The organism is Legionella sheltonii, assembly GCF_026191355.1.
Taxonomy (GTDB): Bacteria; Pseudomonadota; Gammaproteobacteria; order Legionellales; family Legionellaceae; genus Legionella; species Legionella sheltonii.
Genome location: NZ_JAPHOQ010000001.1, coordinates 166,537 through 190,702 on the forward strand (window position 1 = coordinate 166,537; position 24,166 = coordinate 190,702).

A 24,166-nucleotide genomic window follows, 5' to 3' on the forward strand; every position below is an offset into this window, starting at 1 on the left:
TAATGTACGCTATTTTCTTTTTTATAACGGAATGTAAAAATGCTCGCTAAATCTGAGAGTCCAGCAACAACGGAAGCTCGCACTCCTGACCGATTACAAAACCTTATTCTCACCAAGATTGCTCGCGATTATCCGGGGCTTAGTTTGCGCATTATTCACGATGAACGTCTTAAAATATCTAGTTTTAAAGAGTTTTTAAAAGATAACTCTGCATTCATTAAGCTATTACCTAAAGAATTGAAGCTTACAATCATTGAGCTGCTTTCGATCAATGACAGGAAATCATTAATGAACGTGAGTAAAGAATGGCGTCAACTTGTTGCCTATGCAGCAAACCCGCACCTTGATGCTGTTACTGGCAAACTGGAACCCATTTTGACTTTTGATTTTGTTCCTGTGATGGAACAATTGTTGTTTCGCGTTGAGGCTTATTTTCAAACCAATCAGAAACGGGCGATGCAGGTGGAACAATTAAGGCAATTGAAAAAGGACATGTCCTTCTTAACCAAGTCATTGGCAAAATTTATTCACTGCCAAAAAACGATAAATAAAATAATTCAAGAAGTCCTAGAACCAGAACCTCGGTCTGGAGTCAGTATTTTTTCTAAGCTTAATATGCCTCGAAATAATGAATTGCTTGAAATTCTCCATTTCTACAGCCCCGAGTGTTTAAAATTCGCCAAACAGTCTTGGTTTAAAGAAGTAATGATTTATGGTGAACTTGCTCCTGAACATCCTGTTTCCAAATTGTTTGCTGATGCTTTTTCAGAAATAAAAAATTTGCAACGTATACCCGTTAAATTGGATCCGGGATTAAAATTTAAAGGCGGACTAAAGCTTTCTCAACATACTCTTTCCACACTCTTTCCCACTCCACGTGCAGAGATAGAATCCGAATTGTCCATCCCGACCGTCTCACTTTCCATAGCACCGTTTCGTTTTGCGAAGTAAGCGGAGCAATTTGATGTTGAGTTTATTTTCCAATTCGGCAAGAGTGGTTTGATGACTGTCTGAATGCAAATCGCCAACCGGTGATTTGCCGGCAAATAAAATATAATTATCGCTTACTGTTGGACAAATAAAGAGTTCAACGAAATACTCCTGCAGGCATTGAATAAAAGGGGAATCCAGTTCAGGGAGCTCGTGAAAGTTGATCACAAGCCACCCCTTGCAATCCAAAATACGATGAGATTGTTCTATAAATTGCTGTTGGATTTGAAAAGCGTCCATCCCATAATCGAGGTACATATCAGCAAAAATGATTTGCGTACTATGACCCTTTTGAAATTTGATTGCGGTTTGCGCATCCGCAATAAGTATCTCAATATTTTGAGCCGCAGGTAATTGAAAAAAATCCATCGCGACTTCATAGACCTTTTTACGAAGTTCAATACAAAACAGCGAGCACTCGGGTAAGAGAAAATGAAGGCAATGAAGCAAACTTCCTCCGCCCAACCCTAATAGGGTGATGCGTGCTGGATGTTGAATAAATGCGAGAACTAACAACATCACGCGGGTATATTCGTGGACAGGAATGTGCGGGTATTGAAGATAAATACCGGTTTGATCATAGACTGGATCGAAGTTCAGTGCTCTGATACTGCCTCTATCAATGACAAAAATATCACCCCAAGAATCATTGGTGCGATAAATAATCGTATTGCCAAAAAAATCATGATCACTAAATTTGTTCTTTGAGCTCAATTATAGATCCTTTAATACTTAAGTGCGTTGCTCCGATTAAAGTAGGGCACCCATTTATTTTGACTGATTATAGAGAGTGTTCCAATACAATTGGATTCGGACTTTTGCGATTGAGTAGCGTGTTAAGACTACAGGCCTTGGTCTTAATTTTCCTTGGCCTATAGTCTAACAGAGGACTTAAAGAAATGTTGGCGTTACCGATGGAGTAGGAACATCTGTTTTGGGCGTATTTTGCACTGCAAACACACCATGTTGAACTGCCGTTTTTGCGATGCCAGGCAATAGCACAGAGTCCATTGGTTTCTTCGCTAAAGATCGTTGATCATCGAGCAATATTTTACCATTACTGTCAGTGATCGTTAAATGCAGACGCTCATTATTCTTATGGAGCTTGGGCTTTAAAGCAACAAATTGGCCAGACATGTCAAACGAACAAACATACTCTTCTGATTGTGTATCCAAAGTAGAACTTCCTGCCACTTCAAGACGACAAGTGAATAACTCTCTGGCTGCTGCCCATTCCTGTAACTTATCCTGTTGAGACAACGCCTCAATAAAATCAACGGTATTTGTATTTATAATTGGGGAGGCAAATGCGTTGGCCACTTTTTGTAATACCTCTGGTTGTTTTACTCCATAACTCAAAATGAAGAATTTATTTTTCACACGAATTAAAGAAGTTTCCTCACCTAAGGATTCTACTGTTCGTTCCAGTTGATTTATGAGTAGGGATTCATGATCTGACGAATTTATTCCGTCTGTAAATAATAAAATATTATTGTGTAGTTTCGAGTGAATCAGCATCGCTAATTGATCGACGATCGTCGCATAAAGCCGTGTTGAACCGTCTGCTGATAATCTGTTCACCTCATACTTGAGTCGGCTCATGTCTTGTTTGCGGAAATTACCAACAGTTCGATTTTCCGTATTGAATTCAGAGATATTGATGACTGCATCGGGTTGGTATTGAAATAAGGCATCCGCCAGTTCGATGACACTCTTTTTTAATGTATCTAAATTCTTTCCAAACATACTGCCGCTTGTATCCAAAACAAAATGATAGGCAGGTGGTGTCAGTGCATCAGGAACGAAGAAGTAAGGTGTTACTTCAGTGATATCGGCACTTACTTTTTTCTCGGCATAAAAAACCTTTCTATTTTCAAACAGTTCTGAATAGGCAAAAAGTAAAGGTGATTGTCCATCAATTAAAATAAGTTCTTGTTTGTGCGCTTTTAAATATTCTTTAATATTAAATTTTATCTTTTCACCGTTGATGCTCAAGTATTTATAGTTTAGAGCACTAAATATTGGTCCATAAACAGCAGAGGGAAGTTGAATATCAAGGTATTCTTGCTGCTCATCTAGTGTATCTTTGAGTTGTAAAATATCCAATAACGCGAGACAGGACTTTTTGAGTGTCTCGCTATTTGTACTGTCAGAGCAGCTTGCATTTGCAATCTCCTCGGCAAGTAACTCAGCAACAGTCCTTCGTTTAATCGGTAGTTTTACCGCATCATTTTGTAGCAGATTTTGCAAATCTCCAGCCAATTCCACACCTTCTTTGATGCTTTCGAGATTAAAAATGATACGTTCGTCTTTGCATGTAACCTGCTCTTTCTTTACGGGAATACCCATAGCGTGCAACAACTCCACCATATTCTTTGTACGCAAGACATTATTAATAAGATGCTTCATAAAAATCCCCTTTTGTTAAAATAGATGCAAAGTTGTCGGGAATAATACACAGAAATAAAAGGGAAAAATAGCCAAAGAGTTATATTAACCAATAAAGAGGTTTGTATATCGTTCAAACCACTTCATGATTGGAAATAAAAGGTACGGAATGCTTTATTAGGATCCAATTATTTTTACCAGGACTCGCTTATCGCGGCATCCATCGAATTCGCCATAAAAAATTTGTTCCCAAGGTCCAAAATCGAGTGCTCCTTCGGTGATTGCTATGACTACCTCACGACCCATGATTTGTCTCTTGATATGGGCATCCGCATTATCCTCTCCTGTGTCATTATGCTGATAATGCGATATGGGTTCATGAGGGGCAATGTGTTCCAACCACTTTTTATAATCTTGATGTAGACCCACTTCATCATCGTTAATAAAAACGGAAGCAGTTATATGCATTGCGTTTACTAAAATGAGTCCTTCCTGAATGCCACTGTCGTTTAAGCATTCTCGTACTTTATCGGTTATGTTGATAAATCCCATTCGTTCGGGAAGATGAAACCACAATTCTTTTCTATAAGTTTTCATTGAATCGCCCTGGTCCTCAACAAGAATTATATTAAATAAAGGTACTCTTTTCGTTTTCGCCACTAGAGCATAGAATTTGCTATAATTGTATTAACTTTGCACCACATAGAGGGGTAATTATGTTCAGCAGTTCAAAAGATGTTAAAAAAGATCTCGATGATATACGAGCAATTTCTGAATTTAAACAAGTTTATCAACAAGTAACCGAGGAAATGTTGGGAGCCGAGCAGTGGACGCCAGACGAGAAGGAGGCGATGCATTTACTCTCTCAGGGACATGAGCCAGAATCCATTCGTAAACAAGTGAAATTAGAGGAAGAGTCAAATAAAAAAATAGCTGATATGTACTTTATGATTTTGCTCAATACACTCATACGAAACAAAACAAAAATGCCATTTAATCTACCTGAAAATGAAATTGATTCTTGGTCTGAAAATTATTCCAGAAATCAATTTGCTACTGATCTCTTGAAGCACAAAAAAGAATTGAGCGCTACGCCTGTTGGCAAAGAAGTGATGAAAACTGCTTCGGGATATGCTGCATTATATGAAAGTACGGTGGGCCCAAAACCTGATAGATCTGTTGAGCAATTGGAACAAGGGAATGAATTAAAACAAAATGAAAGTTCTGCTGTCGATAAAGCATGCAATACCGTGGGCTTTTTATATGGCCTAGTCGATGGATTATCGTTTAGTGCTGCTCAACCATTCCCGGGCGCGCTCACGATGGGCAGTCAGTCTGCAAGTGCAGGATATGCCGCTGGAATGTTTGCAAAAGGTGTTTTTGAAATGGGCGGGTTGGTTGCATCGTTAATGAAGTAAGCGCTTAATTCAAATTTCTGAAGTATTCGGCGCATCACTATTTTTGTTTCGAAAATAATTTGGGGGTTAAAAGTCCCTAGCGATTCATCAAAACACGTGTCTGTTTGGCACAGCCCTTCTGAGTTTCCGCGCTCACAAAATCGATGAAATGACGCAGAGCAGGAGTTAAGCCTTTTTTTGAAGGATAAATTAGGTACAAACTGGCAGTCGATAAAGACCAATCGGCAAGAACACGACTGAATGCACCACTATTTATTTCTTGTTGGCACAACTCTAGAGGAAGCAGTGCAACACCCAGATCGGCTAAGGCGGCTTGTTTCAATATCATCCATTCATTGCTCTCTAGCCTGGAGGATAATTGCATGCTCACTTTTTCTCCTGTCTGATGTACGAATTGTATTTGCTGATATCCTTCCCCTCTACTTTTTCCCAACCAGGAGATTTTCGTTAAATCATGTGGTGTCTGAAGGGCTGAATTACTATTTAGATAATTAGGAGTGGCGACTAGCACGTGGGTGCTTTCTCCTAGTTTTTTTGCGATGAGATTGGAATCAGTTAAATCGTTGATCTGAAAGCGCAGGGCTACATCAAATCCTTCTTCGATTAAATCTACTTTTCTGTCATTAGCATAAAGATGGATCTGGATGTCAGGATAGTTTTGCATAAAATGGATCAGAATCAGGCCGAAATCAGATTGCGCAAATAAAGTAGGACACGTCACATGAATTCGTCCTTTGGGTTGTGCTTGTGCTTGCAGTGCTGCATCTTGAGCAAAGCTTGCTTGATTCACCATAGCGATGCTGTGTTCGTAAACCAAGCGCCCTATGTCGGTTAGACTGAGATTACGTGTAGAACGGTTCAGTAAACGCACCCCTAAATGATTTTCTAATTCGCTAATTCGTCTGCTTAGCTTGGATTTAGTTAGCATCAAACCTTGACTGGCTTTAGTAAAGCTTCCTTCATCAACCACACGACAAAAATAAAATAAATCATTTAAATCAGGTAAAAAATGGTTCAAGCGTAATCCTATTCAAAAGCGCTAATTAGTAACAATTATAGGACAATGTTTCATAAAATAACCAGATTATCTTTTATTGTTTTATCTATATGCTTAATTAAAAGAATGAATGTTGGAGGTTTTATGAAATTATTAGCTTTAGATTCAAGCATCCTTGAAGCAGGATCGGTCTCACGCCAATTAATGACCCATTATTTGAATCATTGGCAACGTACATACCCCGAAGGAGAATTGATTTATCGTGATTTGGATAAGCAAGGTCTTAGCCACCTATCCTCTGAGTCACTGAATGCCGCCAAGCAGCCTGAATCAATACGATCCGAAGCGTTAAAAAATGAGTTGGCGCTTGCTAAAATTTTGTTGCATGAATTTTTAAGTGCCGATGAAATCGTCATTGGCGCACCGATGTATAATTTTAGTATCCCCTCTCAATTGAAGTCCTGGATTGATCGTATTTTAGTGGCTGGGCAAACATTTAAATATACCGAGCAAGGAGTCATGGGACTTGCAGGTGATAAGCGAGTGATTATTCTTTCTACTCGGGGCAATTTTTATACGAATAACGCATCCATGCAGGCGATGGATCATCAAGAATATTATCTGCAGAGTGTTTTTAATTTTATAGGGGTAACCCGTTTCACTGTGATACGTGCAGAAGGATTGCATCTTGGCCAGGAGATTAAGACTAAAGCCATTGCTTTAGCCGAAGAAAAAATTGAGGCTCTATTTCTTTGAATGGTAAATCTCTAAGTTATTTGTAATATTACATTTTGTGCATAATTATATCATTCTCGTGTAGATGAGAATTGTCGAGTCATGGGTTAATGAACCCTCACCCCAGCTCCTCTCCCACAAGCGGGAGAGGGTCTTGATTAAGTATTAATTGGCTTTAATAAGTCTCATGGAATTAAGTATGAGCAAGTTCCATTGCTACGTTGACGTCCATTTTCGTAATCAGGGAAAATACATGCTCTAACTCTTGTGGTGAGCTATTGTTTTTTAAAAATTTCATACAGCGATAAGCCAAAATAAGTGCCTCCAAGGCCAAGCTTGGTTCCCAGGTAATTAATTGATGCTGTTCAATGAGCTCCACAATAAATGCAGTATAGGGTTTTAAAATGGCGTGCTCATCTGCAGCAAGCAATGATTCAGATACAGCCATATAGGCGAGTAATTTCACCTTGTCGCTTATTGATTCTTTTCGAAGTAATTCAAGTTGGTGGGGAGAATTTTGTTTTTTCTTATCTCGCTGTGAGATTGCCTCTTTGATTTCTTGAAGTTGCTTTTGTTCTATTGCGGACAAGGCTTTCTCACTGCCCCCGCTCTTTGGAGCCTTCCTTACCATAAGTTGGTTCAATTGTTCAGCATAGAGTTCGCTAAGAAAAGGAGTATCGTCATTAAATCGCAATTGTTCAATGCCAGGGATTCTGTTGATAAAATGGATTAATTCGAGTTTGACTGCATCATAAATGTGATTAAATTTCTTATCGAGTTTTTTTAACGCATTAAGGCTAATCAAATTTAAGTCCAACCAAAAAGGTTCTTGGGGTATGATTTCTTCTGCCGTTGCTACTATTTCAATTAAGTTCCCCGTATTTTGTACTTTTTTGATGCGCTCTCGATTAAAGAACTCAGGCGGCTTTACAAGAGTCAATCCCTCTTCGTTATACGGTACCACATTGATTGCCCCCCAAGCCGCAATCCGATTTAAATAATAAGCATAAGGGTTGGATGGGTCCTTCTCCATTAATTCACGTGCGGATTGAGTGACCATCAGTAAGGCAGGTTCTAAATGGATATTTGGTTCTTTCTGCGTTTTTGATTCGTGCAACTCGAAAAGTGAATTTTCCTTCGGTTCCATAACTGGTAGAACAAAGGTATTGATCGATTCTATTTTTTCTCGCAAATTGGCAAAAAGATCGATATTTACCGCACGAGCAAGTAGTTCACTTTCAATATTTTTTAAGGTATGGATAATTGGTTGCTGGAACTCTTCATCCTCACTGGTCAGCTTGAGCTGAGATAAATGATTCAATGATTGAGTTGCATACCAGTTTAATGACTCAATTTTTGCTTGCAAACGTCCTTTCGGGTATGCATCTTCCCAGAAATTGATAATGAAATCCAAAAGAAAATCAAGGCCTGCTGCTAATCCTTCAAGTTGGTATTGCTGAAATAAGCTGCACGCCAAATATGAAGCGATTTGTACGTCTTTGGTGTGATAAGTCAGTAACTCAATTGCATTATCGCTAATGCGCGGCCAATCAATTTCGGATGATTGACCAATCCGTGATAGTTTTTGAATCTCATTACGTATCAACGTGTACTGAGAAAACTCATAACATTGTTGACCGGCTTTGCTGAATCCAGGAATAGGGTTGATTCCTAACTTAGTGACGGAATCCATCTTAAACATCGTATTCCCCCTGAGCCCAACAATCCGTGATGGTTCTTGGAAGTTTAGAGACCTGGGCTAGATTTTGTTGTGCTACTTTGAGGTCTCTTTGTGCTGCAAAGTATTTTTCAATCTGCCACATGATGTCACCACCACCTTTGATGTAATAACTCATGCGAATTTTATCAATTTTGTGCGCTTGCAAAAATTTAGTATGTTCTGGAAAGTTATGAGGATAAAAATCTTTTACACCGGTATTAAAATCCTGTAAAAATCGCAAAAATCCTTCATCTCCGTGGTATTGAATTGCTAATTTAACCCCACCAAAGTAAATAGAAATTTCGGTAGGGCCACAACTTTCCAATTTCCAATTAGGAATTTGTTGCTGTGATGGGTAATTATAATTTTCTAATGTATATTGCTTTTCCTTACATTCGACGCGTAAAACAGTTTTATAAGGCAGCGTAGTGGCCTTTGCATCTAGGTTTGTGGGTAGCGCATGAATCATCAAATCAACGGCTTGGCCCTCTTCGGGTTTTTGTTTCATATGACCTACCGCTTCCAGGCCTTCATTAATTCTCATGCCAAAGCTTAATAATTGATAATACTGCGGCGTGAAGGGGAACTCATGATTCAAAACATACCTGGGTAAGAATTGAGTTCCAATTTGCTTGACGAAAGGTAGGGAATATTTGTCATGGAATATCCAAACCAAACCACCCTTTGCAAATAAAGTTTGATTCAACTCTTCACCACTTAAAGCAATCGTGCGGAGGTACACTTCATCAAGCCACTTCTGTTGTATAAAGCAAGAAGCAAAACGATTGGTATAGTCAATGTAATAATCCAATGGACCACGCATCAACATCCAAAAAGGATTGGATGAGTCAAGTTGATCAAAATGCTCCAGTGATCGCCTCATATCGACAAGAGCTTGATATGCTTGCATGACTAAAGAAGATTGTCTGTCTACTTCAATTTGGCTCAAATACAGTTCTCTGGCACTCATATACGCTTTAACCGATTGAACGTAGGGTTCCTTATAAAGTTGCTTGAGTAAATCACGGTAACGCATATACGATTTCACTGCATTGACTTGGGTATTAAAGTTTAATTTATTAGCAACGCTAGGAGGTCTGTTGTATAGGTTATTGGGCCCAACCACAGGGGGATTTTGATTGCCAGCACTGTTGTTGTTCCATTGAGAAGGTTTTTCTTGTAGTTTTTTCATCCACTGGGAAACAAGATCAGAAAGTTGCTTAAACTCAACGCCTTTATCACTACTATGGCTGTACACCATGAGATCGGAAAATTGAAGAACAAGTTGAATCCAATGAGGTGTTGTAAAGGGGAGTTTCCCTTGAAATTCTGATGCTAAATCGTGTAAGAAGGCATTATACGGACTACTGGCTTGCAGCATGTCATTAAAAGTTTGATCCCACTCATATTGAAAGGCCAGTGTTTTGGTTCCTTTATAAAAATTAAGCGCAAAGTTTTTCCATAGACTGAGTCGGGTCGCAGCATACCACAGCTCAAAGCTATTTTTGGGGCCACTGATGTCGATATATACGGGTAACGCATGATTAATTTGTACTAGCAGAGACTGAATGGCTGCAAATCCTGCTTTGGTGTATGCTGGAGCGATGAGATAATCTCTCACGATATTTGAGCCTATCCAGAAACTGTTTAACCCTATTTCAGACACACCTTCTTGGGTATTTGCCCACTCAAGCAGCCAACGCAAATCCGATGACAAGATATGTGATTGATCAAGCCATAAAATTAACTTCCCTGATTCACCTCTTAGTTGCTCGGTGTTCGAATCCCAAATGACATAATCTTTGTAGAGTGGACCAAAAGTATTCAGAAAACGGTCAGGCAACCGGTTGTATCCCAAATATCTTATTTGTGGATCGGGCATTTGCATTAAAGTGTTGGGACTGACACCGCTTATTATCTTTGCTTGGATTAAATTAATCCGGCTTACCATATTTTGGACTAAATAGGCTTTTTGTGTATCCGTTAAACTACCACCATGACCAAGCATTTGCTCCATTCGATTATCAAGAAGCGTTAAGATATATTTTTTAAAATGATCGACATATTGCTCACTGTAATAAGTATATAATCGATTTAAACCACCACGATAAGGTAATACTTTAATTTGCAATTGATTTCTAAAGAGATCGAGTTGGCTCATTAGCGTATGATAATCACCAAATAGCAGTAAGTTTTGTTCCAATTGATCGGAGAAGGATTCTTTTTTAGGTAAAGGTTTTATCAGTTCGACTAAACGATTGGATGTTGCATTATAAACATAGATTAGATAGCCTGCAGCGAGTGCACTTGCAAAATACCAGACACCTAAATACTCCCATCTTCGTTTGTTTCTTTGTTTGATTTCCGAGCCTAATAAAGACATAGGGCGTATCAGGGAGAGCTGAACCTGATCAATAAAATCATAATAAAATACACTCTCTTCAGCGCCATCGTTCTGATATTCGCCGAGCAAATAAACCCCATGCAACACTGCAGGTTCGGTATAGGGTGAGGGTGCAAAAAATAAATTGGTGAACCTTGAATAATTTTCTTTGAGTTTTTTCACGGTCAATGGGAAATTAAATGCAGCGACGTCTATGGTTTTTTGCGTCTCATATAAAACAATATCAATGACCTCTTCAGCGCGATTACTGATGTAATTGAGCGGCTCTGTTGAAGTAGACTCTTTAAGGGGATTCGCAACAATGTAACCCATAGCTTGAGTCCATAGGTTCTCTGGCATGAGTCCCACGAATTCTTGAAAACCATTTAAGTCATTACATCGAGTGATGCAAAACAGCACTTGCTGGCGATAACCTGTGAGCAGACTGACTTGATCAATACGATCTTTCAAGGTTCGAGCAAGATGCGCAATGTCTGATTTATCACCATTTAAAAGTTTCGAGGCAGGGAGTTCAATGACCACTTGATCTATAGGCGTAATCGATTTCTTTTGACTCTTAATGTACTTAAGAAAATCCAGCCATTGTTTTTCTACTTTTTTTGAGGTGTTTGTTTCAAAGAGTTCTGCATCAACACACCATATGACAAAATTATCGAGCACATAAACTTGATTCCGCTGAAGCGCTTCATCTTCCGCATCACCCACCATAAAATGGGTATGTAGCTTCAATCCGTTTGAAATGAGAATCGTTGTTTTACCGAAAAAAAGTATCCAGGGCATTTGCCAGAAACGCTTTGCTCCACCGGCAATATGATTTGTTTCTATGTAATTCAACGCATTTTCTAAAGTTAAACGTAAACCTTCAGTTTCGATTCTTTCGCCGGTCTCTTTGGCCTTCGCTGCTTTTCTTTTTTTATACCACTTCCTTATAGCCCAGGTAATGCTGTCGAGAATCAGGAATGCCAAAAGCATGGCCAAGAAAATAAGTACACCTACCCAGATAGGATAATCGAGATGAAACGTTATAAAAGTGGCATAAGCCCCCAAAATAACGACAAGCAAGATCCAAAAAATGATATGTCCTAATCGTCCCATTCGACTCTCTTGCTAAGGATTTGTTTCCATATCTACTCCCTTCACCAAACCTTCTTGATTTTCTGCGCTCCGATGCCCACATTTTACCGCGTCATCCCAAGCGAAACGAGGATCTCCTATCCTGATGGTTATATCGTGGAGCTCCTTCGCTTCGCTCGTGATGACAAGGGTTGTTTGCCGTTTTTCGGTATTCAAAATCAAGTCATTTTGACTCAAGCTCGCGATGTAATACAAACCCTATTTAATTAAATGTAAATAATTAGTAACTGTATTATTAATTACAAAATAAAAAAAGAAATATATTATTAAAATCACTGGAATAGGTAACAACCACCAGAGAAAACTTCGATATTGATCTAATTTTGGAGGAATAATTTGTAAATTATCATTTTTATATGCTAGAGGGAATGCAACAAACTCACTAGGATAATTTGCCATATTAAACCCGTGGCTCAATTGTTCTAATGCAAAATTTTTATACTTTAGCAAATCAGGTTTATCAAGCGGCTTATGATAAACTCCTTCAAATCCTAGAACCAAACATCGGTAATAAATTCGAACTAAGTCATCTTGTTTACTGGGAATTTTGCTTAAACGAGTAAAAAACTCTTCGCCCGCACTCGTTGTGTTAAAATATTCAGCTTGTAACAATTTATCTTGCCACTGTCTCACACCTACCCAATTTGATTTTTGTACTAATTCATCAATCCATGCACAAACTGCAAATAGAGCTGAATTTAAATTATATTTATCAACTTCATGTTCCTTCGTTTTAATTTCAGCAATTAACGAAGTGACTTTGCCTCTGAATTCATCATAACTAACGCTCGCAAACTGAGTTGCATTTAAATCCCACACGTATTTAAATAAATCATAAAAAATGGCTTGTAGATTCACTTTATCCTCCTACAGCGACAATATCAATCACGATGTCTACTGGTGTTTTTCCTAGATAAAATGCAACTTTTCTTTCCATCTCAATTTTGGACCACATTACGGATTTATGGTCAATATGATAATAAAGACAGTTTGCCCCTTTGGGTATTCCTTCAGGAACTGAGAGAAGTCTGGAGATAGGAGCTCCGGGTAATGCAAAATCGATGTAATTTTCAATTTCTGAATAAGCACATAACTTACCAAAATCTTTAATCATCTCCGCAATTTCTTCTTGATCATCTTGAGCATAAATCACCAAGAAATAACTTCTATCCTTTCGGATAAAACTGTTGCCAAGATCGGCATAATAATGATTTTTCTCTTTAACCATTCGACGAATGCGATCCGGATCAGCAGTAATAATGTTTAATAATTTGGTAACTAATGCTTCGATGAGTTTATAACTTTTACTCAAATCACTGTGATCATAAACAGGCATTGCTGAGATAGTTCCACTGCCGCCCTCAAAAAAATTAATTTCAGTTGAATAAAAACTTAATTCACTAATTAGCTGTTGTAAAAGACCATAAACTTCCCAGGGATGAACGGTTTTGGCATTGAGCAAATGCTCCATTACGGCAACATTTCGTAATAATGATCGGAGTGAAAACAAACGCGCAAAATTGCTGTTATCAATATGGGTGCTGTAGGTATCAAGTGGCTGTTTAAATTTTTCTAATTTGCTTGTTGTTTTGACTAAATCATTCTGAATTCGGTTTAGGAGTGCAATTAAATTTTTGTGCGCATTAATGCTGACACAAGAAGGATAAAAGTCAGGAGCAAAATAAATTTCATCGTTGGTACGTCGTAACTCTGCTACCTGGATAATGGAGTAGTTATGCGTATTTTCAATTTCGAACTCCCAAAATAATTTGACTACATAAAATAATGATCGTAAATGAGCTTGTGCTCCTTGGTGATAGTAATCGGGAAGTTCATCGCCTGCACTGTAACTAATATAACGAGTACCCACACTATTTAAGTTTTCTAAATTTTCGATAGTGGTTACATTGGCTACATTTTTCGAAAGTTCTTTTACACCGATGTATACTTTCAGTGAATTGGCGTTTGCTGGCCAATCTGATTTAAAGGAGCGGGGTAAAAACTTGGCATTCACATCAATCTCAACAAACTCCCCACTGGGTAAAAAAAATGACATTTTTTCTATATCGAAAATGCCGCTTTTAAATGATTTGTCATTGACTTCTAATTCGGAAAAACCCCAAAAAAATGGGGTTATGTAGCGCAAAAATTGCGAATGAATATAATGCTGATTGAGTTCAGTGTATTGAAAGTGTTGTGGTTGTAAAAAAAGTCCATGTTCCCAATCAATCGGCGTATTCCAAATCATATTTATTTATCCCAATATTTTTTTAAGGACACACGATTCTTTGTTTTCGTGATTACGGTCTTTCTTGAAGAGCTTTCAGTGTAGTTAATCGCTTGCGAGCCAAATTCCAAATAAATTCCAAGTCGTCCCATCTGTTTTGTTTTTTTCCAAAAAGTAAGCGGATTCCATTTATTAAATACGGGAACTTCATAGATACGAACTACCCCAGCAGGGGTTAAATTATAATATCCTGCGACAACGAGAACTTTTTTTGTCTCAGCCATACGTGCAATTGTAAAGGTTTGGGTCATTCCAGGTGCGATAAAAAAAGTGCGAATGTGTACTTTTTTATTCGTTTGTGTGATGTTGTCCGCTTCAGTATCCGCATCAAGTAATTGACTAATTCCTTCGGCAGTAACTATTTGGTTTTGCACATCATCTAATTTTTCAACCTGGACTACACTGAATTTTAAAGTATGTTTTTTATGATCATATTCATTTAAGTCTTTGCTGGCTACGGCACGAACAAGAATGGCATTATCCTGATAGCTGCTGGCTAATTGGGGCTCTTTTTCTTTTCCACCCGTAGTGCAGCCACCCATAACGAAGATTAAGAGGCAAAATATTATTCTTAGCATGACTTTAATTTTATTATCCTTAAACCTGAGCGTTAATTAGGGGCTTTGATAATTCATCTTTCCACGTCCTGTGACGTGTTTCTGAGAAATCCCCACAAATTTTTTCACTCTACGTACCGCGCATGAACGCGGGACATAGTCCTTCTAAGGGAATGAATATTTATTCCATGGTATCAGAACCTTTAAGGAAAACAATAGAAGCCCAGTGTATAACCTTCCTTAAAGGCCAAAATTATAAATTTTAACCAGCAAATTTAACTCAAAACAAATCAATCGTGCCCATCGGGTCACTTACTATGATTCTTTATAATTTGTTGATAATATATGTTTTTTTTAAGGGTTATAACAACAATCCTTAAAAAAAATGAATTAATTAGGCAAAAAAATTACGGACTGAATTATTAAAGGGATGAAGAAATTGTTAAGAAAAATAAATGGACTTGTTTTAATGGTTTCCTGTGTCACCGGAATGCTCTCTCCAGTGGGTTTTGCTGCGGACCCATCAGTAAAAAAGGATGCTGTTTGGAAAGACCAGACTGAGAAATCAATGAATTGGCGGGCTGTTTTGACTCTTTCAGGAGCCGCAGCATTCGGGGACAGTGTGGGGGCTTCAGAATTTATTCCCATTGCCGATCCGCTCGAAGACGAATTTTTTGATTATTCACCCGCTAGATCCGATCAATCCAAATTTTTATTCGGTGTCTTCTTGGGGGCAGAGTATTTATTAAATCCTTCTTGGGATTTGCAATCAGGGTTCAGTTATTATCAACCTGCATCGTTCCATGTTAACGGCATTGTCACTCAAGGTTTGGATGAGCTATCGGCTGATTCATTTCCATATGAATACGATATTCAGGTTCGGCAAGTTTTGTTTGAAAATAAACTCTTATATAACTTGGCGTTTCAACCTGTAGTGCTTCATCCTTATGTTTCCGGAGGGATAGGTGTGGGCATTAATTCTTTTCAGGATTATGAGGTAACGATTACTCCGCCATTCACCACCTTTAGCAATCAATTTACCGATGAGACTCATACTAATTTTTCATACAGGGTTGGTGCCGGTATTGATGTTGACGTGAACAACTGGGTACGAGTGGGTGTTGGTTATCGATTTGCAGACTTCGGTAAAGTAAAGTCAGGAAATGCTTCCATAGATCAGGTCCCAACATTTAATAATTTATCACAATCCCATTTCTATACGAATGAAGTGATGGGGCAATTAACTTTTATCATGTAAAAGGATGAACATGAAACGTTACTCTCTTAATTCAATTGGCTTAGCAATTTTTTTAAATTCAATGACAAGTTACGCTTTACCCTTCAATATCATACCACAAGGCAAATTGCCAACGACGGTTTTTAAGGGTGAAACGGTTAACGCTTTATATACAGTGACAAATAATACGAGAACAACACGTGTCAAAAATTTTGTTAAATGGCTACCGCCCAATGTAAAACAACTGACGGATCCTACTGATCCAACTGTCTGTGGCAGCACGTTTGATTTAGGACCTATGGGGTCGGTGAATCAAAGCTGTACATTAAAACTCGCAGTATCGGGTGAGGTAAATCGAGCCGATCCCAATTCTGAGCATCATTTATTTATTTGTCTTCCCGGCGGTAAAACCTGCGCAGGCCCTACGCCAGAAAACTCATTAAATGTGACGGTAGATAACAATGGACCTGGTCCAACTACGATTTCTTTAGCGGTTGGTGGTTACGGAACGAATGCAACTGCGGCTCCGCTTGTTTATAAAAGTAGCGATAATGGGATGACCTGGCCCACAGCCGTGCTTCCATCTGTTACGGGAGTCTCAGATTTTCAAACAATACTTTTTGCGGTCGCATGTACTGGCAAATTCTGTACGACTATTGGTAATTATTTTACCAATACGGGCGCGGTGCAGCCAATAAGTTATTCGACTAAAGATGGAGGCGCGACTTGGTCTGCTGTCAATATACTTTCAACTACTGGCATTCCTGCGATAAATAATTATAACCAAATTAATGCAGTAAGCTGTGTGGGTTCAAATTGCACTGCCGTAGGCTTCTCTGGTCCTTTAAGTGGAGCTAATCCTTTGCCACTGACTTATTCTAGTGCTGATTATGGTACCACGTGGTCTTTGCCTAATTTGCTTTCTATTGCAGCACTTCCTGCATCAAACCAAGGCGCAAGGTTAGGTGCGGTGAGTTGTTCTGGAACAAATTGTACTGCTGTTGGTTTTTATTATGATAGTTTAGGTCAACGTCAACCTTTAAGTTATTACAGTACCAATAATGGTGTGACTTGGTCATCAGCTATCCTGCAATCCACTACCGGGATTCCTGGTGGATATCAAGGAGGTGCCAAACTGACAGGGATCAGTTGTCTTGGCAATAATTGCAGTGCTGTTGGGGAAACACCTGATCCCGCAGATACGTCGATTACGCTACCGCTTAGCTATACAAGTACCGATGCCGGACATTCGTGGTCTCAAGCAACAATACTTTCAATCAGTGGCCTCCCTGTCGGAAATAAAGGGGCTACTCTGAATGCAGTGAGTTGTGTTGGCACGCAGTGTGTTGCGGTAGGTTTATATCGGAATGCAAGCTACGAAGGGGCACCAATTAGTTATACCAGTAGCAATAGTGGTGTAACATGGTCAACCGTTTCGCTTCTGCCAACCAACACTCTGCCATCGGGCTTTAAGTTTGGCGGCTTGCTAGGTGTTAGTTGCATTGGCACAAACTGTTCGGCCGTGGGTTCCTATTCTGACCCAAGTAATAATGGGTTTCCATTGGCCTACTATAGTGCGGATAATGGGATGACTTGGACTACCGCGTTACCAAGTATATCCTCTATTCCAGGTGCTCTAAGCGCTGGTCTTTTCGGCGTAGGTGGTTCCGAGGGTGGGAATTTACAAACCTAGTTCATTTACAGTGTGTGTCGCCCGGATGAGACACGGTCTTAATCCGGGATTACATATCGCTATAAGTACTCTGCATTTAGCTCATTTTTTTGAAATTATTTTAACCAGTAACGTACTTTAAACATCTCAATATCTTTCTGTGGGGATAACCAGCTTACAACGCCTAAAATACTCGTTGTTTCGTGTGCCAGTCGTATGGGTTTGAAACACCCTTTATCTAAAATGACTTCAATAAAATAGGAGAAGGGCTCTTTTACATAGAGTTGGAGTAGTAACTCATGTTACGCACGATCTATTTTAAGCAGCCATATTTTTAAGCTCCCGCCATGCAAGCTGATTTGCTCTAAGGATCAATCTGTACTTAATGGCAAAATGATTTAATTGAGTTTTTATCTTCAACAATTCCAGCTTGCAGTATGCAATAATAGAAGCATAAATATGATTACACTGAGTTTTAACGGTTCGAGTGGGCGACTTGGTTAAGCTTGCATTTTGCTTAATTGATTTGTGATACTCTTCAATCCGCCACCGTTTCTGGTACACTTCATAAAGACGTTCGGCACTACTTGGCATGTCATTAGAAACAAGATAGAGAATTCCTGTTGAACCGTTTTCGTTTTTGAACACTTTTTTCAGGAGCCTCACGGGGAAGTCTAGGCCTTTAAGCCAGACTGTGTGGGCTACATCCTCTTCTAATTCTAAAGCTCTTACTTGTTGGTACCGTCCGTTTTTGGCCTCGTTTTCAGATAAAGCTAACGTGCGGTTAGATTTAATCCCAATGATAAACGATTTTTGAAGGTCTTTATGGATGTGAACCATATTGGCCTTCGAGCCAAACCAGTTGTCTGCAAGCACATAATCAAACATCACTTTATTGGTAATGGCCTGAGTAATCAGGTTTTGAAATAATTGATTTTTGGTAACCGATGATTTTCTTCTGGCTTGTTTGGTTTTAATATCACAATAGGCAACATCTTTTTTAATCACCTCATACCCTATGGGTACACTGAAGTCAGCATAGCGAACCATGCATGACAAGATGTTGATTCCTTTGAGCACGCTCCCTTTAGCATGAGAGTAATGCCAACAATTAATTTCATTCTCATCCGTGTAGGGTTTCTCTTCGATGGAGTCATCCAGTATTAAGACACCACCAACCGTTTCTTGCGACCTCACTGGCTTTTTTACATAGCGCCAAAGGGATTTTGAATCAAAAGACTCAAAACGAAGAAATCGAGTCACCTTGTCATGCGCAAATGCTCCATCAACCAAATCAGATAATCCGGTGGCTGTCGCATATTTGTTCTGACAAATTAAATAATCACTATAAAGATCAAGCATATCCATTTAACTTCCTCCCTAAAATAAGGACGAAATTCTAATGCTTTTTATTCAAACTACAAGGTCATGTGCGTAACATGAGGTAGTAATTTTAATCGGTTGATGTTTTCAGTATTGATTAAAAATTTAGGAAATACATCGGCACTTAGTGGGCCTATAGAAATTAATAAGCTATTGCTAGTCGATTTGAATTGGCTTCCTAGGTACGCTGTTTTACTTAAGTGATGATTTGCTTTACCCAAAAGGCAATATTGCTCCTCAGGTATATCTTGTATTGATCGGAAAAATGAAGCGACATTAATCGGCACCTTGAAGTAATCATTTAATAGACTTTTTAGACTCCAAATGGATTTATTATCTGCCACCCAGTGGCTGGAATAGCGCAGCAAGTCATTGTAATTCGGTATTTTGTCTCGCAGCTCTTTTCCTGCCATCCCGATAAACCCAAAAAGTGCTTCTCTATAAATGGCATCGTGATGTTCTGCAAATTGTTCAAATATCCTATTTTTCGACCATGCTTGAAAAAGGATTTTATAAAGTCGCTTATGAAAGATATCGAGCAAACATTTTACCTCATCCGAATCCTGATCATTATCTTGGATAAGTTGTTCTGTATAAAAAGTAGGAAGCGGAGAAGTTGTGCCGTATAAACTAAAAAAAGTCGCGATTAGAGTAAAATGATTTGTGTCACTATGACGGCGAATCTCATGAATGTCGGTTTCAGGAAAGGCCAAGGTTAATAGGGGAGTGATATCTAATTTTCCTTTTAATCCCTCGTGTGTTGCTTCATAGTCTATGAGATGGCCAATCAAACGAATTGCTTGATAAAAATTAAAACTTTTAGGTTGAGTTAATAGCTTCTCTAAGATATTAAGCTCGGATTGTTCAACCTCGGCTGCCATTTCCATACCTCTTTAGTTCGAGCATTTTGTAAATGTAAGAGAGTGAATGTATTGATGGGGGCATTGAGTCCGAAAAAAACATCCATCATGCAGCCAAATAAATACATATCTCCAATGCATTTAAAACAGTCAGGGTCACAAATGAGAGTAATATGAGACCCTGCGATCATCTCTCCATAATAAAGACGACGCGCTTTATTCACAATGATATTTTCAATCCCTTTTACTCTACTCATATTCAATTGATAGTTCTCTCCTTTTTCATAGAGATACAAATTAAAAATATGTCTGAGGCGATTTTTATCCAATAGTTGCAGTAAATTCAGTGCTAATAATGACTGAAAATTCCATATTAAAGCCCTATCATAAGTTGGAATTAAAAAAGAAGAGGGAGGGATAAGATTTGTATAAGTCAAATTTTCAGGCGAGCTGTCAGTGGGCAACGTAATGTCGCCCTTATCTAAAAGTCTGGGTAAAGCCCCATTACTGCACACAAGTTCTATAGATAAGGTTTCATCAACAGGAAATCCTTTGTTAAAATCATAAAAGAAACTAATGTAGGTATTTCGCCCAGGACCAGTAACCGAAGGCCGATGATGATAGGTATATTTATAGTTTAAATTCAATTCCTGGTTAAAATTTAATAAGTGATCATACTCGATACGTTTTCTTTCTTGTTGGCGGTATCCGGTAACCTTCTTCACGTCATATACTGCATAATTTTCGCCAAAATCATTATTGGGGATAATTTGATAATCGGGCTGCTTATGATCAAGAAAAATAGGTTCAGCATGATGATCAAATAAATTAATTATAGGGACGGCATGCAATACCAATTGTAAATTGTCTAAACTCGCCATCCACTGAGGCACTTCTTCCAATTCAAAATTGATTTTAAAATCAAAACCATCAGTCTTCCTTTGCCATTTTTCTAAACCGACTAAACGAAGAAATAGAAACTTATAGGGTTGATGAAGATACTCATACAAAACGCGATGAGGGTGATGAATGTTGGGGGGAAGTGGGTATAACACCTCTTCATTATCAAAGCCACACGGTTGCAACTGTTCTGGTGCTAAAACCAGTTTTTCTTCTCCTGGTGCTTCAATTGTAATTCGGCTAACAAACCTTTGCAGTAGATAAAAGGTATTACATGCATCATGCAAATTTTGATTAATAAAAAAGCGTAATGAAGAGGCTTGCCAATTTTTTAAGGTGATGCCGCAAAGATGGCAATTGATTTCGAATTGACTCACACCACTAATTGAATCTTGAAAGTGAATACTCGTAATCGTAACGGGCTCTACTTGTATCGGGGTCGTCGTACGAAATATACATTTCATCTCATTAATTGGAATAGAGGCTAATTCAGTCCCTTCAGGGACGAAAAGCGGTTCACCTAAGTTACTTTTAGGAATAAACTGAATGACTGACGTACTGGGTACTGGTTTTGAATAAAGCGTAAAGAATAACTGGGTTAAGTCATCTACCATTCCGGGTAATTTTTCATCAATTACCATCTGTACTTGGCTCGTAAGAAAAGCAACGCCTTCCAACAATCGCTCGATATCGGGGTCAGTACTTTGTTCCCTTAACAAAGGAGCGATTGCTGGATAATGCTCTGCATATTCTCGGGCTAGTTTCCGTATCTTATTTAATTCATTCTGGTAATAATCAATTATCATCTCTCTGCCTTAGAGCCTGTTCAAAGTCTCTTAGCTTGGCTATAAAACACTGATGTTCCTGCATCAAGCGGCTTTGTTGAAAATCGGATGTCAATTCCACGATGGCGGAAATGACAAAAAAGCAGTTGGGTAATCTGCGTATCCCTCCAAACTATTTATTCAACAAAGCCCCTCACGCTAAAGACTTTGCAGCGGCTCTTAGAGTTACAACGTAACAAGCACGCGTCCTTTGTTTGTTAAAATAGTAGTAAAGTAAACGTTGAGGCTATCAAATGATTTCTGTAATTGCGCAAAAATATTACATGTGATAATTTGCTTACTTGGATCAATTAAAATTTGAGACACCTGAACAGATTCCAAACGTGGTTCATAACGCAGAATGGTTTCTTCCAAATGAGTTCTTAATTCTTCTTGATAAGCAAAAGAGTAATCCTCAACAAGTATAGGTAACTCAGATAATCCGTACTCCTTATCAATGGGGACGCTACCTTGTCTTGTGGATAAGATTTTTTCAACGTGATTGCGTATGGACTCAATCAATATGGATGAATCTAATCTAGCGGATAAAAGAGATCCTTGACGAGCATAGCGACGAACTCGTTCCGTTAAACGCTCTTCTCTCATTAACCAACTCGCATTAATTTAGTTAAATCCCATCCAAATTCTTGATTGTTCTTCTTATCCATTACTTTATAAACTGTGGGGCGCATATCCACAATAAATAGAGGGCCTGCTGGATGAGAATAGGCGTAATCTACCTCTAAGACTTTGGCTTTCTCTAGAGTAATCTCAACTGCGGCTTCAACTTCTCCCGAAGCACTAGAGCGTAGGCAATGGATAATGGCCGAATTGATGTCCTCGCCGGTAAAGATACTTTGAGTATGTGGTACAACGCCTGCCTGATCCCACAATCCAGTGAGACGAAAATATTTGCAATCGGGAACGCCAATCAGTTGATTTTGCGCATCGAATGCTCGCGTGATGCGTTGTTTAAAATCAAGTAGAGTGACCCATCCTTCATATCCTTTTACAGTACTGCTGCCTTTCACGACTCCGGAGGCTTGAGTAGTAATTTTTGCCATGAGTTTATACTGAGTCCTAGCAATCTCAGAGTCTGGCAACATAGGTAATATGGCTATGTCATTGCCTTCACTTTCATTTGAAGCCACTTTTATTCTCCTTGTTTAAGATCGAGACTACCCGTTAATTGTAATGTGATGTAAGCACCCATGAATTTAAAATGAGGTCGAACAATTAAGACGCATTTATACCATCCAGGCTCACCAGGAACATCTTCTACATTCACTTTAGCAAGTCTCAATGGTTTTTTTGCTCTGACTTCGGGGACTGGATTATCCATATCAACCACATAGCCATTAATCCAAGTATTTAACTCCCGTTCTATATCATCACGTTCTTTCGCTAGACCAATTTTTTCACGTTGTATTACTTTCAAATAATGAGCAAGTCTGCAAATGATAAACATATAAGGAAACTGAGTTCCTAATCTATAATTCGTTTGAGCTGTTTTACCTTCAGGGGTATCTGGAAAATGTTTCGCTTTTTGGATTGAGTTTGCTGAGAAAAACGCAGCATTGTCTGCCCCTTTACGCATCGTGAGTGGAATAAATCCTTGCTCCGACAACTCATATTCACGTCGTTCGGAAATGAGTAATTCAGTCGGGATTTTCGTTTGAATTTCACCCATTGCCTCAAAAAAATAAGAAGGTAAGTTTTCGACTGCCCCACCGCCTTGAGGACCAATAATGTTGACGCACCAACGATATTTGGCAAAACTTTGAGATAAGCATCCAGCAAAAGCAAAAGCACTATTTCCCCATGAAAATGCATTTTCGCCAGAACTTACATCTTCCTCATAATTGAATGAACGAACTCCATAAGTGTCTTTACCGTAGGGCATTCGTAACATAAAACGTGGTAAAACCAGGCCTATATATCGTGAATCTTCAGATTCCCGTAAACTGTGCCAAGGAATGTACACAGGGCTTTCAAATATTGCTTCGATGTCATTCAAATGGGGTAATTCAGACATTGATTTGATATTGAAAAATTCAGGACTCGCTGCGGCTATGAAAGGAACATGGGCCATCGCACAAACAGCCGCGATATTTCTGAGCAGCGTGACATCTTTATAACTTGGAGTAAATGAGTAATTACCAATGATGGCACCATAAGGTCTACCACCAAATTGCCCATATTCTTTCGTATAAACTTGTTTATACAAGCCTGATTTAGGAATTTCAGGTGCATCAATAAAGTCATCAAACAGTTCATCTTTTGATACATGAATGAATTCAATCAAACTGTTTTCACGGAAATCGGTGCGGTCCACTAAATATTTTAAACTGCGCCATGCGGATTCGAGTTTTTGAAACTCAGAATTATGGAGGATTTCATCCATTTGTACCGAGAGCTGCTTATCCAATATAGCAATCACGTCATCCACTAGAGCAGGGGTTACAGTTTCATCGGTGCGTTTGTTTTCAATAATATTGTCGATAAAAGCAAGCAAGCCTTTCTGGGTGAGGGCATATTGCTCTTCATCCTCAGTAATATTGGTTCCTGCAAATAACTCCTTTAGTGCTTTTTCTTCTTTTTTCTTAGCATTATCTTGTGCATCAGCCATGGCTGTCTCCTTGATCCGGCGGCTCTATTTG

General features: G+C 38.8%; 20 protein-coding genes. 5 read left to right on the forward strand and 15 right to left on the reverse strand.

Features of this window, described 5'->3' with window-relative positions:
- Positions 1–39 precede the first annotated feature (39 nt).
- Positions 40–951: an F-box protein gene (locus OQJ26_RS00715; protein ID WP_265701992.1), complete on the forward strand. Its 912-nt coding sequence runs from the start codon at positions 40–42 to the stop codon at positions 949–951.
- Here the strand turns inward: OQJ26_RS00715 and OQJ26_RS00720 are convergent.
- The 3 genes from OQJ26_RS00720 to OQJ26_RS00730 form a co-directional block, all read right to left on the reverse strand.
- Entirely contained in the window at positions 916–1,704 is a 789-nt protein-coding gene (locus OQJ26_RS00720; protein ID WP_265701993.1) for a class I SAM-dependent methyltransferase, read from the reverse strand. The two genes, OQJ26_RS00715 and OQJ26_RS00720, sit on opposite strands and share 36 nt — an antisense overlap.
- 177 nt (positions 1,705–1,881) lie before the next feature.
- Positions 1,882–3,399 (reverse strand): VWA domain-containing protein, encoded by a 1,518-nt coding sequence (locus OQJ26_RS00725; RefSeq protein ID WP_265701994.1) that lies wholly within the window; start codon positions 3,397–3,399, stop codon positions 1,882–1,884.
- 156 nt (positions 3,400–3,555) lie between these two features.
- Complete coding sequence (locus tag OQJ26_RS00730) at positions 3,556–3,975, reverse strand: secondary thiamine-phosphate synthase enzyme YjbQ (protein ID WP_265701995.1); 420 nt, start codon at positions 3,973–3,975, stop codon at positions 3,556–3,558.
- A 119-nt stretch (positions 3,976–4,094) separates the two neighbouring features.
- Between OQJ26_RS00730 and OQJ26_RS00735 the strand changes: the two genes are divergently transcribed.
- Positions 4,095–4,796 (forward strand): hypothetical protein, encoded by a 702-nt coding sequence (locus tag OQJ26_RS00735; RefSeq protein ID WP_265701996.1) that lies wholly within the window; start codon positions 4,095–4,097, stop codon positions 4,794–4,796.
- 76 nt (positions 4,797–4,872) lie between these two features.
- On the opposite strand, the gene OQJ26_RS00740 is transcribed toward OQJ26_RS00735, so the two are convergent.
- Positions 4,873–5,814: a LysR substrate-binding domain-containing protein gene (locus OQJ26_RS00740; RefSeq protein WP_265701997.1), complete on the reverse strand. Its 942-nt coding sequence runs from the start codon at positions 5,812–5,814 to the stop codon at positions 4,873–4,875.
- 123 nt (positions 5,815–5,937) lie between these two features.
- Here OQJ26_RS00740 and OQJ26_RS00745 point away from each other — a divergent pair, with 123 nt between their 5' ends.
- Entirely contained in the window at positions 5,938–6,549 is a 612-nt protein-coding gene (locus OQJ26_RS00745; protein WP_265701998.1) for an FMN-dependent NADH-azoreductase, read from the forward strand.
- 172 nt (positions 6,550–6,721) lie between these two features.
- Here the strand turns inward: OQJ26_RS00745 and OQJ26_RS00750 are convergent, their stop codons facing one another.
- From OQJ26_RS00750 to OQJ26_RS00770, 5 genes are all read right to left on the reverse strand, one after another.
- Positions 6,722–8,230: a TssA family type VI secretion system protein gene (locus tag OQJ26_RS00750; RefSeq protein WP_265701999.1), complete on the reverse strand. Its 1,509-nt coding sequence runs from the start codon at positions 8,228–8,230 to the stop codon at positions 6,722–6,724.
- Positions 8,223–11,747, reverse strand: coding sequence for a type VI secretion protein IcmF/TssM N-terminal domain-containing protein (locus tag OQJ26_RS00755; RefSeq protein WP_265702000.1), 3,525 nt, complete (start codon positions 11,745–11,747; stop codon positions 8,223–8,225). Before OQJ26_RS00755 ends, OQJ26_RS00750 begins: the two co-directional genes overlap by 8 nt.
- Positions 11,748–11,984: 237 nt before the next feature.
- Positions 11,985–12,644, reverse strand: a complete 660-nt coding sequence (locus tag OQJ26_RS00760) for a DotU family type IV/VI secretion system protein (RefSeq protein WP_265702001.1) — start codon at positions 12,642–12,644, stop codon at positions 11,985–11,987.
- A 1-nt stretch (position 12,645) separates the two neighbouring features.
- Positions 12,646–14,034, reverse strand: a complete 1,389-nt coding sequence (gene tssK, locus OQJ26_RS00765; RefSeq protein ID WP_265702002.1) for a type VI secretion system baseplate subunit TssK — start codon at positions 14,032–14,034, stop codon at positions 12,646–12,648.
- A 2-nt stretch (positions 14,035–14,036) separates the two neighbouring features.
- Positions 14,037–14,615 carry a type VI secretion lipoprotein TssJ gene (locus OQJ26_RS00770; protein ID WP_265702003.1) on the reverse strand — a complete coding sequence of 193 codons (579 nt, stop codon included), beginning with the start codon at positions 14,613–14,615 and terminating at the stop codon, positions 14,037–14,039.
- A gap of 445 nt (positions 14,616–15,060) precedes the next feature.
- On the opposite strand from OQJ26_RS00770, the gene OQJ26_RS00775 reads away from it, so the two are divergent.
- On the forward strand, positions 15,061–15,888 hold the full coding sequence (locus tag OQJ26_RS00775; protein WP_265702004.1) for an acyloxyacyl hydrolase: 828 nt from the start codon (positions 15,061–15,063) through the stop codon (positions 15,886–15,888).
- A gap of 10 nt (positions 15,889–15,898) precedes the next feature.
- Complete coding sequence (locus tag OQJ26_RS00780; protein WP_265702005.1) at positions 15,899–17,560, forward strand: sialidase family protein; 1,662 nt, start codon at positions 15,899–15,901, stop codon at positions 17,558–17,560.
- A gap of 297 nt (positions 17,561–17,857) precedes the next feature.
- Here the strand turns inward: OQJ26_RS00780 and OQJ26_RS00785 are convergent, their stop codons facing one another.
- The 6 genes from OQJ26_RS00785 to tssC form a co-directional block, all read right to left on the reverse strand.
- Positions 17,858–18,907, reverse strand: coding sequence for an IS701 family transposase (locus tag OQJ26_RS00785; RefSeq protein ID WP_265701959.1), 1,050 nt, complete (start codon positions 18,905–18,907; stop codon positions 17,858–17,860).
- A gap of 50 nt (positions 18,908–18,957) precedes the next feature.
- The gene (gene tssG / locus OQJ26_RS00790) at positions 18,958–19,803 is read right to left on the reverse strand and encodes a type VI secretion system baseplate subunit TssG (RefSeq protein ID WP_265702006.1); all 846 of its coding nucleotides are present in this window, start codon (positions 19,801–19,803) and stop codon (positions 18,958–18,960) included.
- Positions 19,764–21,488, reverse strand: coding sequence for a type VI secretion system baseplate subunit TssF (gene tssF / locus OQJ26_RS00795; RefSeq protein WP_265702007.1), 1,725 nt, complete (start codon positions 21,486–21,488; stop codon positions 19,764–19,766). The genes tssG and tssF overlap by 40 nt, the downstream gene beginning before the upstream one ends.
- A 204-nt stretch (positions 21,489–21,692) precedes the next feature.
- Positions 21,693–22,112 carry a type VI secretion system baseplate subunit TssE gene (gene tssE, locus OQJ26_RS00800; RefSeq protein ID WP_265702008.1) on the reverse strand — a complete coding sequence of 140 codons (420 nt, stop codon included), beginning with the start codon at positions 22,110–22,112 and terminating at the stop codon, positions 21,693–21,695.
- On the reverse strand, positions 22,112–22,657 hold the full coding sequence (locus OQJ26_RS00805; RefSeq protein ID WP_028382584.1) for a type VI secretion system tube protein Hcp: 546 nt from the start codon (positions 22,655–22,657) through the stop codon (positions 22,112–22,114). The genes tssE and OQJ26_RS00805 overlap by 1 nt, the downstream gene beginning before the upstream one ends.
- Positions 22,658–22,659: 2 nt before the next feature.
- The gene (tssC, locus tag OQJ26_RS00810) at positions 22,660–24,135 is read right to left on the reverse strand and encodes a type VI secretion system contractile sheath large subunit (protein WP_028382585.1); all 1,476 of its coding nucleotides are present in this window, start codon (positions 24,133–24,135) and stop codon (positions 22,660–22,662) included.
- Positions 24,136–24,166 lie beyond the last annotated feature (31 nt).